The organism is Vibrio rhizosphaerae, from assembly GCF_024347095.1.
Classification (GTDB): domain Bacteria; phylum Pseudomonadota; class Gammaproteobacteria; order Enterobacterales; family Vibrionaceae; genus Vibrio; species Vibrio rhizosphaerae.
In genome coordinates this window covers 3,165,977-3,179,228 of sequence record NZ_AP024903.1, presented here as the reverse complement: position 1 = coordinate 3,179,228, position 13,252 = coordinate 3,165,977, and the positions used below count along the sequence as shown (strand labels likewise).

General features: G+C 45.7%; 10 protein-coding genes and 5 tRNA genes. 10 read left to right on the top strand and 5 right to left on the bottom strand.

Annotation, left to right across the window (positions count from 1 at the left end; translation table 11 throughout):
• Nucleotides 1-164: 164 nt before the first annotated feature.
• The 4 genes from OCV37_RS13800 to rsgA form a co-directional block, all read right to left on the bottom strand.
• Nucleotides 165-1,046 carry a DMT family transporter gene (locus OCV37_RS13800; RefSeq protein WP_038181348.1) on the bottom strand — a complete coding sequence of 294 codons (882 nt, stop codon included), beginning with the start codon at nt 1,044-1,046 and terminating at the stop codon, nt 165-167.
• A gap of 206 nt (nt 1,047-1,252) precedes the next feature.
• The gene (locus OCV37_RS13795; RefSeq protein ID WP_038181351.1) at nt 1,253-2,668 is read right to left on the bottom strand and encodes an SLC13 family permease; all 1,416 of its coding nucleotides are present in this window, start codon (nt 2,666-2,668) and stop codon (nt 1,253-1,255) included.
• 231 nt (nt 2,669-2,899) lie between these two features.
• Nucleotides 2,900-3,763, bottom strand: coding sequence for an archaetidylserine decarboxylase (asd, locus tag OCV37_RS13790; RefSeq protein ID WP_038181369.1), 864 nt, complete (start codon nt 3,761-3,763; stop codon nt 2,900-2,902).
• 85 nt (nt 3,764-3,848) lie between these two features.
• Entirely contained in the window at nt 3,849-4,910 is a 1,062-nt protein-coding gene (rsgA, locus tag OCV37_RS13785) for a small ribosomal subunit biogenesis GTPase RsgA (protein WP_038181353.1), read from the bottom strand.
• 137 nt (nt 4,911-5,047) lie between these two features.
• Between rsgA and orn the strand changes: the two genes are divergently transcribed.
• From orn to OCV37_RS13755, 6 genes are all read left to right on the top strand, one after another.
• Nucleotides 5,048-5,593: an oligoribonuclease gene (gene orn / locus OCV37_RS13780; RefSeq protein ID WP_038181357.1), complete on the top strand. Its 546-nt coding sequence runs from the start codon at nt 5,048-5,050 to the stop codon at nt 5,591-5,593.
• Between the two features lie 143 nt (nt 5,594-5,736).
• Nucleotides 5,737-5,812: transfer RNA gene (locus tag OCV37_RS13775), tRNA-Gly, on the top strand.
• Nucleotides 5,813-5,852: 40 nt separating this feature from the next.
• Nucleotides 5,853-5,929: transfer RNA gene (locus OCV37_RS13770), tRNA-Met, on the top strand.
• A gap of 22 nt (nt 5,930-5,951) precedes the next feature.
• Nucleotides 5,952-6,027: transfer RNA gene (locus tag OCV37_RS13765), tRNA-Gly, on the top strand.
• Nucleotides 6,028-6,063: 36 nt separating this feature from the next.
• Nucleotides 6,064-6,140: transfer RNA gene (locus OCV37_RS13760), tRNA-Met, on the top strand.
• 22 nt (nt 6,141-6,162) lie between these two features.
• Nucleotides 6,163-6,238, top strand: a tRNA-Gly gene (locus tag OCV37_RS13755).
• A gap of 536 nt (nt 6,239-6,774) precedes the next feature.
• Here the strand turns inward: OCV37_RS13755 and queG are convergent.
• Nucleotides 6,775-7,890, bottom strand: coding sequence for a tRNA epoxyqueuosine(34) reductase QueG (queG, locus tag OCV37_RS13750; protein ID WP_038181262.1), 1,116 nt, complete (start codon nt 7,888-7,890; stop codon nt 6,775-6,777).
• A 196-nt stretch (nt 7,891-8,086) separates the two neighbouring features.
• Between queG and tsaE the strand changes: the two genes are divergently transcribed.
• Genes tsaE through miaA form a run of 4 tightly spaced genes read left to right on the top strand, consistent with a single transcriptional unit; the run spans nt 8,087 to nt 13,173 of the window.
• Nucleotides 8,087-8,548 carry a tRNA (adenosine(37)-N6)-threonylcarbamoyltransferase complex ATPase subunit type 1 TsaE gene (tsaE, locus tag OCV37_RS13745; RefSeq protein ID WP_038181266.1) on the top strand — a complete coding sequence of 154 codons (462 nt, stop codon included), beginning with the start codon at nt 8,087-8,089 and terminating at the stop codon, nt 8,546-8,548.
• The gene (locus tag OCV37_RS13740) at nt 8,545-10,272 is read left to right on the top strand and encodes an N-acetylmuramoyl-L-alanine amidase (RefSeq protein ID WP_038181269.1); all 1,728 of its coding nucleotides are present in this window, start codon (nt 8,545-8,547) and stop codon (nt 10,270-10,272) included. Before tsaE ends, OCV37_RS13740 begins: the two co-directional genes overlap by 4 nt.
• Nucleotides 10,273-10,276: 4 nt before the next feature.
• Nucleotides 10,277-12,229 carry a DNA mismatch repair endonuclease MutL gene (gene mutL / locus OCV37_RS13735; protein WP_038181273.1) on the top strand — a complete coding sequence of 651 codons (1,953 nt, stop codon included), beginning with the start codon at nt 10,277-10,279 and terminating at the stop codon, nt 12,227-12,229.
• Nucleotides 12,226-13,173 carry a tRNA (adenosine(37)-N6)-dimethylallyltransferase MiaA gene (gene miaA / locus OCV37_RS13730; RefSeq protein ID WP_038181276.1) on the top strand — a complete coding sequence of 316 codons (948 nt, stop codon included), beginning with the start codon at nt 12,226-12,228 and terminating at the stop codon, nt 13,171-13,173. Before mutL ends, miaA begins: the two co-directional genes overlap by 4 nt.
• Nucleotides 13,174-13,252: the final 79 nt, after the last annotated feature.

Here is a 13,252-nt window from a genome sequence, read left to right as displayed (position 1 = left end):
TATTGAAATCTAAATGAAAAACTAACGTAATTTTACTACATTTTATCCAGTGTGATGAGGGTTAAGATCAATGATTCTCCCTATCAATTCAATCCATAGTACCTTACCGATAATAAATCACACTATTTTATTTTGTTGTTTTTATACTGCCAGAGTGCAACGTATCAGTATACTAACATGCCAGTCCCGAGAACGGCGATGATAGCTCCGACCCAAGCAAACCGGTTCGGACGTTGTTTGGTATAAAACCATAAGATCGGTAGTAACATAATGGGTGTCGTTGATGAAAGTAACGCAACCATTCCCACGTTCCCTTCCCGAAGTGCGTATAGAATCAGGGTCATTCCCAGAGCCATCGCAAGGAAAGCATTGAGTAGTGTTGTAGAAAATATTTTACTATTCATGGCTTGGGTCGGTCTTGCGATCCGCGCGCCGGATAGAAATAAAACACCGTGTGCAATGAATGCTGAAATCATCCGTAGTGCAGATGCAGCAACCGGATCAACCGATGTTTGCATCACCGGTTTGGCCAATATTCCCCCGAGAGCCTGACAGAACGCCGCCAGTAACCCCAGTGCGACTGCGATCCAGACATTACCATGAACCATCTCGAGGGTACCTGGCTGGGATTTACGGAAGAATATGGCAATGATAACCCCACTAAACACAAGTGCTGAACCGAGTAGTTCTCCGGAGGTCATGGTTTCCTGAAACAGGAAGTAGCCGAGAATGGCAGAAAATACGGCATGACACGAAAAAAGTAGACCGGCCTGTCTCGGTCCCATTCGGTTCAGACAGGCAAATAATGCGGTGTCACCGATGAAGATGCCAATGAAACCGGATAGCATCATCGGAATCATATGCGTCGATTCGACAGTGGCCCATCCGTGATTAAACCAGGCAAACAGTCCCAGCATGAGAGAAGTGCAACCCATACGCCAGCGACTATAGGAAAAGGTCCCCAGATGTCGTGCCGGGGTCACTGAAAGTATACCGGCGATAGCCCATAAAAAAGCAGCAGCAAGTGCTAACCACTCGTAACCCATAGATATCTCTCTGCGTGTCGAAACTTGTCAAACAGCGCATCAATATGCCTGAAGCAGATGTGAAAACAAAGTAGTTTATACGGGTTATTTTGACGCCTTTTTAAGGGGTTGGAGAGGGGGAAGGGATGAACTGACGTGTTACTCGGCAAGATAAGTAACACGCCTTGGTTGGGGAGCTTGCCATGTCCTGATGAGGCAGTTGTCGTTCAGGTGAGTATCCAAACTGCAGTATAGACGATCAGCAAGCCAATCATGCCAATGAGTGTGCCGGTTTTCGCCATATCTTTACTTTCAATTAAACCCGTCGAGTAAGCCAATGAGTTGGGTGGTGTAGACACGGGCAGAATCATCCCTAGTGAGGCGGAAAATGCAACCACTACGAGCAATCCTTGTAATCCCCCGATGGTTTGCAGACTCGTCATCGAGCTGCCAATCGCCGCCGCGATAGGCATTAATAAATTCGCGGTTGCCGTATTGGACATAAAATTGGCCATCAGCCAGCAGACCAGCGATAACGAAATCACCACGGACATGGGCGATAGATTTTGATAATTGATTGAATGGGCTAATGCTTTGGCGAGCCCAGTTTCTTCTAAACCAATCCCGATTGCGATTCCCCCGGCGACCAGCCAGAGTACATCCCAGTTAATCTGTTTCAGTTCCTCTTTCCCCATAATTCCCGTCAAGGTGAAGACCGCCAGTGGAATAATCGCAACCACATAGGTATTCATGCCATGGAGGGATGTGGTCATCCACAATAAAATGGTGACCGCGAAAGTGATATAAACGGTCATTGCTCGCCATGTTGTTTTAAATTGTCCCTCCAGATTCAGTATCAGATGGCTTTGCGACGATGGAAAAAATTTTTGCAGTAAAAACCATGCAATAGTCATCTGTATCAACACGAATGGCATCCCCATGAGCAGCCAAGACAGAAAGCTGATGCTATTTTCTCCGGTTAGGTATTGCAGTGCGATTGCATTGGGTGGGGTACCGATTGGTGTCGCGATTCCTCCGGTATTGGCCGCGATTGGAATACAAAGTACCAACGCTTTGATGCCTTTATCTCCCGGTTGGGCAGATGCCACTATCGGCCCCAGTAGTGCCAGCATCATGACCGTTGTCGCTGTATTGGACATAAACATCGAAAAACAGGCCGTGATGAGCATCAGACCGAGCATAATGAATTTGGGCTGAGTTCCGAATGGTCTGAGTAGTACACGGGCTAGATTATTGTCGAGTTCATATTTCGAGGCTGCAATCGCCAGTGCAAATCCTCCCATAAATAAAATGATGATCGGTGAAGAAAAAGCACTGAATATATCGGTATAAGGAATCAGCTCACCAAACGCATGGCCTTCCGGCGGTTTACGGAACCAATGTAAGCCCTTATTTGAAATCATAATGAGTTCAAGCGTGATGATGAGAATTGAGGTGGCGAAAACAGGGACGGGTTCCAGAATCCACAATAGGGCCGCCAATAGGAAAATTGCGAGCAGTCGATGCTGAATCAAGGTCATTTCCGGAATTGGAATCGCATCAATCGGTATCCAGAGCAGAATGAGCGGTGGAAGAAAGCAGAGAAGTAATTTGGTGAGTTTGTTGAGATCGATATTTTTCATAAACGACACCCATATTTGGAATCTACGCATTAGGATAATTTATAGACGGATATCGGTCTTAGAGAGAGTTAATATTTTTTGAGACTCAGCGCCTGAGGATGTGATCCAACGTTGACTAGGAGAGAAAATATATGGATGACCGTTAAGCTGGTTTGGGCTGAATCGTTGAGTCGCTTAGAAAATGCGGTTGTTGAGTCTCAGTTAAGTGATTTAACTGAGACCTGAGGAAGATTACTGTGATTTTCGGTGCGCATAGATACCGCCCATTAGGGTGGGCAGTGTAACATCCATCGCATCATCAAAACGGATTTGATCTTTTGCAAATAAATTGATGACGGTAGAGCCGAGTTTAAATCGTCCCATTTCCTGACCTTTTTTCAGATGAACCGCTGTGTGCCCTTCCGATGGATAATCCCAACGATAAATCGAATTTCCTCGTGGTGGTGTGATACAGCCATCCCAAACACACTCAATGCTGCCGACGATGGTCGCACCAACCAGAACCTGAGCTAAAGGACCAAATGGTGTATCAAAAATACAAACCACACGCTCATTACGTGCGAACAGATTCGGGACATTTTCTGCCGTGAGTGGGTTGACCGAAAATAAATCGCCCGGGATGTAAATCATTTGTCGCAATGTACCATCACAGGGCATGTGAACACGGTGATAATCACGGGGTGATAAATATAAGGTCGCGAACCCACCACCCGTGAATTGCTCTGCCAACGCCGGGTCGCCGCCAAGGAGTTCAAGTGCCGAGTATGTATGACCTTTTGCTTGAATGAGTTGGCCGTCCATGATGGGCCCGAATTGACTGATACAAGCATCCGCAGGATAGACTAATATATCGTCGCCTTCGGTGATGGGTCTGGCTTCAGGTTTCAATTCACGGACAAAGAAGTCATTAAAGGTTTTGAAATGAGACGGCTCAGTGTGCAAGGCCTCATGCATGTTGACGCGATAGTGTTTGATAAACCAGCGGATGACTGAAGTCGTCAGAATTCCGGCCTTTGCGGAAGCAAGTTTTCCCATCAGGCGTGTTAACGCATGTTGAGGTAACCAGTATTGTAATCCAATTTTAAATTTATCCATGGTTTTCATCCGGTCTCAGAGACTCCATATCAATTAAACGGCGGCATGTTACTGAATATCTGTCAGGATGTCAGTAGTCACGATTTTACAGATCCGCTTTTTTATTTCTTGAATACTGTCGATTGGCTTTATGCTCGTTCATGCTTTCCAGAATTCGGTGATAGTTTTCGTAGCGAATCTCACTAATTTCACCGTTTTCTACCGCTTCACGAATAATACAGCCGGGGTCATCATCATGTTTACAGTCACGGAATTTACACCCGCCTAAATACGGACGGAATTCAACATAAGCTTGCGTGACTTCTTCAGGGGTTAAATGCCAGAGTCCGAATTCTCGAACCCCGGGAGAATCGATCAAGTCACCGCCAGTCGGAATATGATAAAGTCTTGCTGTCGTGGTGGTGTGCTGTCCCAATCCGGAATTGGCAGACACATCACCTTCTTCAATCACCGTGTCCAGATTCGGTAGAATGGCATTGACGAGGCTGGACTTACCGACGCCGGACTGACCGACAAACACATTGATTTTGTCTTTCAGGCAGGATTCAAGTTGTTCGAGCCCTTCTCCTGTTTTCCGGCTGACGAACAGAGACGGGTAGCCCAACTGTTCATACGTTGTCATCCAATCTTGAAATTCCAGCTTCTCTTCAGCGTCGAGCAAATCAACTTTATTTAAGACCAAAAGCGGTTGAATGTTCAGGGTTTCCGCAACGATCAAGTATCGATCGATGATGTTCAGTGATAGTTCAGGAAGCACAGAAGAGACAATAATGATTTGATCAATATTGGCGGCGACCGGTTTTAAACCATCATAGTAATCAGGACGGGTCAGAATTGAATGTCTCGGTTCGACGGCTTCAACCACACCGGAAATACCAGCCATGATATCGAGCCCCGCACGCCAGATGACTTGATCGCCGGAGACTAAGGTTTCGATGCCCCGACGCAAGTTACAGCGATGAATTTCCCGGGTTTGTAAATCCTCAATATCGGCATGTTGACCAAAGCGGCTGATCACGAGTCCCTGCTTGGCAGCACCGAGCATCGATTCATCCCATTCCACGGTCGTCTCTTGTTTTAAGCGTTTTGTCTGGTTATGCCGGACACGACGAACTTGCCCTTTCGTTAATTTTTTCTTTTTGCCCACAATATTACTTTCACTGTGTTAAAGCTGAGTGATAAGAACCACTGATTCGCTGATAGCATCACTGGTTCAAACTATCTCACCGCGTATAATTTGGGTATAGTACATTTTTTATTATCAAACCTATACAGGTAAGTGTAATGGCTTTAAATGATCAAAATCTGATTTGGATTGATTTAGAGATGACAGGTCTCGATCCGGAAGTACACAAGATTATTGAAATTGCCACGATTGTGACCGATAGCGAATTGAACATTCTGGCTGAAGGGCCGGTACTCGCGATTCATCAATCAGAACAGGAACTGTCCAAAATGGATGAATGGTGTGTGACTACACATACCCAAAGTGGTTTGGTTGAACGGGTCCGGCAAAGTCAGGTGAGTGAAGCTGAAGCGGTCCGATTGACGATCGCGTTTTTAGAACAGTGGGTTCCCAAAGGAAAATCGCCAATCTGTGGAAACAGTATTGGTCAGGATCGTCGTTTTCTGGTGAAGTATATGCCAGAGTTGGAAGCTTATTTTCACTATCGTTATCTCGATGTGAGCACACTGAAAGAACTCACCAAGCGCTGGCAGCCAGACATTTTGGATGGATTTCAGAAAAAAGGTAGTCATCTGGCGCTCGATGATATCCGAGAATCTATTGCCGAATTGCAATACTACCGGAAAACAATATTGACGATTTGAATGATTTGAGAGCATGACAATGCGATATTGTTCGCTTTTTCTGCAATCTCAAAAAAAACTTAACTTTTTTAAATGAAAAGCTTGCATCACAAAAAAATGCTCTTATAATTCGCAGCCCTGAACGACGTAAAGCGTTGTTTTGTGCGACACTAGCTCAGTTGGTAGAGCGCAACCTTGCCAAGGTTGAGGTCACGGGTTCGAACCCCGTGTGTCGCTCCAGAATTTGTATTATTGCTTGAGTAATAATATCGATCATGGACGCGGGATGGAGCAGCTTGGTAGCTCGTCGGGCTCATAACCCGAAGGTCGTCGGTTCAAATCCGGCTCCCGCAACCAATTTTTATATAGTAAAGAATATGCGACACTAGCTCAGTTGGTAGAGCGCAACCTTGCCAAGGTTGAGGTCACGGGTTCGAACCCCGTGTGTCGCTCCAGATTTCATATTATCGCTTGAGCGGTAATATCACGGACGCGGGATGGAGCAGCTTGGTAGCTCGTCGGGCTCATAACCCGAAGGTCGTCGGTTCAAATCCGGCTCCCGCAACCATTTTTAATTTAGTAAAGAACATGCGACACTAGCTCAGTTGGTAGAGCGCAACCTTGCCAAGGTTGAGGTCACGGGTTCGAACCCCGTGTGTCGCTCCAGTTCAATGGATACTAAATTTTATCACGCTCTTTCTTCATGCTGCGAAGCATAAACTCCTTACAAAAATATCCAGTCAAACAGGGTCTCTTAAAGTACGCCTGTTTTTGCCCAATCTGTACACTGATGAACCCTGATGAAATCAGTGCTGCACATGCGATTCCTAATTTTCGCTAACAGAGTTATCCACAAAATATTTCTTGTGGATAAGTCGGTGGGTAATCTGTTTTTGATGAGTCGGAGAAAGGAGATAGCAAAAGATCTTGTAAAATGACTGAGTTATAGTTGGAAATGCTTATTGTTTTAACTATATGTTTTTTAATAACTTTAGCGGTTGTCTTTCATCACGCTCAGTATTTAAAGTTGATCTTTTGTATGATATGCATTGATCCTTGTCATATCTTTGTAATGTGGTTAACTCTTCCGATAACAAACAAAAAAAGTGAAAGTGAAAGTTTTTTCCACATCAAAATATTTGGGCATCATGTCAAAAAAAGTTGTAATTTTTTCTAAGTGAATCGCTTGACGAGGCAGTGTATCAGGCGTCTCTGGGCAATCCCTTCTGAATAATACGAATCAGCCGCTCATGCTGCCGATTTTGTTCTTGCCGTTGTTTCTGTTGATGTTGCTCTAACGACCAACGGATATGGACATCCAATAATTCTGTTTCCCCCAGCCGCTTTTCTAAGGCTAGCACAATCTGTTCAGAGTAGGGGGCATTCCCCATGGCGATAGCAATATTTCTTAACCATTGTTGGTGACCGATTCGTCGAATCGCGGAACCTTCGGTATTTTGTAAGAAAGTTTCTTCCTCCCATGCAAACAGCTCAACCAAATCAGGGTGAGAAAATACATCTCTACGATGAAAGTCTGGCTGACTGGTGAGATGAGCTGAACGATTCCATGGGCAAACCAACTGACAATCATCACATCCATAAATACGATTTCCAATGGCCTTACGAAACTCAAGCGGAATGACGCCCGAAAACTCAATGGTGAGATATGAAATGCAGCGTCTTGCGTCAACAACACCATCAGCAACGATAGCACCCGTCGGGCAAGAAGTAATACAAGATCGACAAGTACCACATTGGTTCTGGCTGGGCTGATCAACCGGTAGTGGAATATCAACCAGGAGTTCTCCAAGGAAAAACCATGAACCTGCATCCTGATCCAGAATCAGTGAGTGTTTGCCCGTCCAGCCTAGTCCGGCTTTTTGAGCAAGAGGACGTTCCAGAATCGGGGCTGAATCAACAAAAGGCCGATCATTGAGTTCGCCGACTTCCTGTCTGATTTTATCCCCGAGCTTTTTCAGCTGTTTCCTCACCAGCTTATGATAATCACGTCCCAGCGCATAGCGACTAATATAGGCATGTGTCGGTGTATCCAGATTACTGGCAAAGTGAGCTTGTGGTGGTAAGTAATTCATCCGCACGCTGATAACGCGGATGGTTCCCGGATGAAGTTCTTGAGGTCTTGCTCGCAACATCCCGTGACGAGCCATCCAGTCCATTTCTCCGTGATATCCGGCATCGAGCCAGCGTTGCAGTTCTGCCTCATGTTCAGTGAGATCAACATCACAGATACCGACTTTTTCAAATCCAAGCGCCTGAGCCCAGATTTTGATTTTGTCTGCTAATGCCTGATAGTCCATGACGTTCACTCGGTAAAATGGGACAAGGATCTTAACGGATCCATATAGGCAGATCCAGTGAGTGGGCCGGTGAATTATGGAGAGAGTCAGAAACGTTTTTTCCAATCCCTTACAGAAGAATACTTGTCTCTTGATTCCAACCCAGTTTACTATCGGAGACCCTAAATGAATTTGTTAACAATAAGAGATCGAATTGATGAAGACGAAGACACTGTTATTAAAGGATGAGACTGAAACCGTTAGACTGGGCAGTCATCTTGCTTTGATATGTTCTCGTCAAACAACGTTCTATTTGCATGGTGATTTAGGGGCAGGGAAAACAACATTTTGCAGAGGGTTTATTCAAGCGTTAGGACATCAGGGGAATGTGAAGAGCCCGACTTACACTTTGGTCGAGCCATACCAACTCGATCGATGGCAAGTCTATCACTTTGATCTCTATCGTCTGGCTGATCCTGAAGAGTTGGAGTTTATGGGGATCCGAGATTATTTTTCCCCGGATGCAATTTGTCTGGTTGAGTGGCCGGAAAAGGGCGCCGGCTTATTACCCTCGGCTGATATAGAAATAGAGATTCGCTATGACGGAGAGAGCAGGGTTGCTGTTCTGTCTGCAAACAGTGAATATGGACGAACGTTACTGAATCAGTTGGAGTTATGAGAAACGTTAAGTACCTTTATTCTTTTATTTTTGTCTTTTTGGGGTTCGTAACCTTATCTGTTAGCCAGTTTGCGCAGGCGAATTCAATTCAAGGGATTCGAGTTTGGCCCTCTCCGGATGAAACACGTGTTGTTATCGACCTGACTGAAGAAGCTCATTACAGCTATTTCACGTTGAGCCACCCTCATCGGCTGGTGGTTGACCTGCTGGATACGGGCGTTCGGGCTAAGCTTCCGGTCTCAGTCAGTGACAGTGATGTGTTGAAAAAAATCAGAAAGAGTTCTCCGCCAAAGTCGGGGACTTATCGTCTGGTGTTTGAGCTCAAGAAAAAAGTCTCACCACAAATATTTAAACTGGCTCCCACGCCAAAACAGGAATATGGGCATCGTTTGGTGATTGACTTGCCTCATGATGAATCGAGTTCAAATTCAGGTACATCCTCTTCCTCTTCTTCGGCTGCTCAGGTCGCGAAAGATGCATCTCAGTATCAAGGAAATGCCGATATTGTCGTTGCAATTGATGCCGGACACGGCGGGGAAGACCCCGGTTCTATCGGGCCAAAGGGCAAGTACGAGAAAAATGTCACATTAAGTGTCGCGAAAAAGCTGGCTGCTCAGTTGAATGCTGTTCCTGGTATGAAAGCTGTCCTGACCCGTAAAGGGGATTATTTTGTCAATCTCAACCGACGGTCTGAGATTGCCAGAAAGAATAAAGCTCATCTGTTGATTTCCATTCATGCGGATGCTTTTACGTCTCCGCAGCCCAGAGGGGCTTCAGTTTTTGTGCTGAATACTCGTCGTGCCAATACCGAAATTGCCAAATGGGTCGAAGATCATGAACGACAATCTGAGTTACTCGGTGGGGCCGGGCAAGTCTTAGCGAAGAGAAATAACGACAAAAACATTAGTCAGACGCTGTTGGATTTGCAATTTAGTCATTCTCAGAAAGAAGGTTATACCGTTGCCAAAGATATCTTGAAAGAGTTAGGGAAGGTTGCCCGGTTACATAAAAAGACACCGGTCAATGCCAGTCTCGCGGTACTGAAATCTCCGGATATTCCGTCTGTTCTGGTTGAAACGGGCTTCATTTCTAACCCGATAGAGGAAAGACTACTATTTCAGAGTAGCCACCAGAATAAGCTTTCAGAAGCGATCGCTAAAGCGGTTGTCAACTATTTTGAAGACCGGCCACCGGAAGGGACATTGTTTGCCAGCCGTAAAAAAGCCAGAAAACATGTAGTGCAGGCGGGAGAATCTTTATCCGTAATCGCCCAGAAATATGGGGTGACCACCGAGACATTAAAACGTGAGAATCACTTACGTTCATCGACATTGAAGGTGGGACAGGCTCTTATCATTCCAAGTAGTCATACGAATCCGATTGTGGTGCCTGAAATTAAAAACCCGGTTGAAACGGAAGTGATTACTCACACTGTTAAATCCGGCGAATATTTAGGGGCGATTGCCAATAAATATAAAGTGAGCGTTGATGCGATACGTCAAGAGAATCGACTTCGCTCATCGGTGTTACATGTCGGACAAAAGCTAAAAATTACGGTAAGTCTGAAAGACAAGCCATTGCGCAAACACCAAGTCAAACGAGGTGAGTATTTGAGCCAGATTGCTAAAGACTATGGTGTGAGTGTTGACAGTATCCGTCAGGCAAACCAATTACATTCTGACCAGTTAGCCATTAAACAGATACTCATTATTCCTAATAGATAATCCTATGACGATAAAAATTTTACCTGCTCGGCTGGCAAACCAGATTGCGGCCGGAGAAGTTGTTGAGAGACCTGCCTCAGTCGTAAAAGAGTTGGTTGAAAATAGTCTGGATTCCGGCGCTACCCGAATTGATGTTGATATTGAGAAAGGTGGGGCGAAGCTGATTCGTGTCAGAGATAACGGGCATGGCATTGAAAAAGATGAACTGACGTTGGCACTCAGCCGTCACGCAACCTCGAAAATTCATACGCTCGATGATCTGGAAGCGATTATCAGTCTGGGATTTCGGGGCGAAGCTCTTGCCAGTATCAGCTCCGTTTCTCGTCTGTCGTTAACATCGCGTCCGGTCACACAGGATGAGGCGTGGCTGGCTTACAGTGAAGGCCGGGATATGGCGGTGCAATTACAACCGGCTGCCCATCCGATTGGAACAACGGTTGAAGTTTTGGATCTGTTTTTTAATACGCCAGCCAGAAGAAAATTTTTACGGACAGAAAAAACCGAATTTACTCATATTGAGGAAGTGCTCAAGCGGATTGCATTAAGTCGCTTTGATGTCACTATTTTTCTGAAACATAATGGCAAAATGGTACGTCAGTACCGAGCTGCACAGACAGAACAACAAAAAGAAAAACGCATTGCTGCAGTCTGTGGCCAGCCATTTGTCCGGCATATGTTAAAGGTTGAGCTTGAGCATCAAGGCCTGATATTACATGGATGGATCTCGACCCCAGAAGGGGCGAGACAACAAAGTGACTTGCAATACTGCTATGTCAACGGTCGCATGATGAAAGATAAATTGATCAATCATGCCATCCGCCAGAGTTACGAAAGGAGTCTGAACCCAGATCAGTATGCGGCCTACGTGCTGTACATTGAGTTAGATCCAAGACAGGTTGATGTCAACGTCCATCCGGCAAAACATGAAGTGCGTTTTCATCAGGCCCGTCTGGTTCATGATTTTATCTATCAGGCGATCAGCAGTGCACTTGCACAAGGGCAACACATTGATGAACCTGAAGTCAGTCGATCTGCATTTCATCATCAGAATCCGGATGATACGTCAGAACCGGCTAAGCTTTCACCGCAATTACTGAATGCGATTGATAATACCCCTTCTTACCCGGGAAGAGCGAGTTCAGGTCACGCTCGTGATAGTATCCGGGAAAATACGTCTACCCAGCTTTGGCAGCCGCAAAACCGTCGCTCGGTTTCTGCTGCGGGCGGGGGAATTTCAGACCAGCGGCATCAAACCAAAGCGACTTCCCTGAAAGAGGCGAAAATCTATCAGCAATTGATGAGCGTCTCCCACGATGTATCTGATGAGTCATCATCTCCGGCAGAGCAACATGATATTCCGCAAGTGTCTGATCGTATGGAGAGCGGCGCAGTCATGGCATTGGGAAAGGCGGTTGCCGTGATTCAAGGGCAGTTTCTATTAATGAGTTCCGGGACGTCTTGCTGTATGGTTGCACTTGCGAGAGCCAATCACTTGAAACTGCAAAAACAGTTGGATGCAACTTCCCAACCACGTAAAGGCCAACCGCTTTTAGTCCCCCTGTCTTTGAAATTAACGCATGAGCAGTTATCTTGCGCGATATCGTGTCAGGATGTTTTTTTGCGACTCGGTATCGAGCTGAAAAAGCGTTCAACAGATACCCTCATGGTGATGAGTGTTCCGCAACCGCTTCGGCAACAGAATTTGCAGCAATTAATTCCAGATCTGGTATCTTACGCCTCTTGTTTAAACCCGAACGATCCATCTGCAGCGTTAGCCTGTATGACTGAATGGCTCGCTGATTATGCGAATACCGTTCAGAGTGACTACACTTTGTCACAAGCCATTCAGCTCATTGCTGAAGTTGAGCAGCTTTATTTTGAGCAATTGCCTTTAGATGACAGAGCATTTGTTCGACCCGTGGATTTTTCGGCAACGATTACAGCATTTAACTCATGAGCCAACAAAGACCTCTGGCCTTATTTTTAATGGGGCCTACCGCGTCAGGAAAAACTGACTTAGCTATCCGGTTATGTCAGCATTTTCCAATTGAAATTATTAGTGTGGATTCCGCATTGATTTACCGGGGAATGGATATAGGGACAGCAAAGCCTACGGCAGCAGAGTTGGCACTGGCACCCCATCGGCTAATCGATATTCTGGACCCGGAAATGGCCTATTCTGCGGCTGATTTTCGTCGGGATGCGCTTCAGCATATGCATGACATTGTGCAAAGCGGTAAGATCCCGCTCTTGGTCGGTGGCACGATGCTTTATTTTAAAGCGTTACTTGAAGGATTATCTCCCTTACCGGCCGCCGATGCCGAGATTCGACGGCAGATTGAACAAGAAGCTGCCGATTTGGGATGGTCGGTACTTCACCAACAATTGGCTGAGATTGATCCGGAATCGGCTGCGCGGATTCACCCCAATGATCCGCAACGGTTGTCCAGAGCATTAGAAGTTCATCGAATTTCTGGAAAAACTTTAACAGAATTGACGCGAACAAAAGGAGAAGTGCTACCATTTGATGTGGTACAGTTCGCGATTGCGCCTCAGGAACGCTCCGAGCTTCATCGGCGAATTGAAATTCGTTTCAGCAAGATGATTGAAGCCGGATTTGAAGATGAGGTCAAAGCGTTATATGCTCGTCAAGAGCTCCATGCGGATTTGCCTTCTATTCGTTGTGTCGGTTATCGGCAGATGTGGGAGTATTTAGACGGAAGCTGTTCGCTTGATGAAGCAATTTATCGTGGTATATGTGCCACTCGTCAATTAGCCAAACGCCAGATCACATGGCTTCGTAGCTGGAATGATCTGACTTGGCTGGATAGCGAGAATATTGAACAAGCGTATGAAATTATATCGAATTCGATAGCTTCTTATCGAGTACGCTGTGTATAATGTGATCGTTTTTGTGTCGTACATCCTTGTACATCCTTTATGGACATGTCACTTGAAATTTTGGTCCAGAAGCGCCATA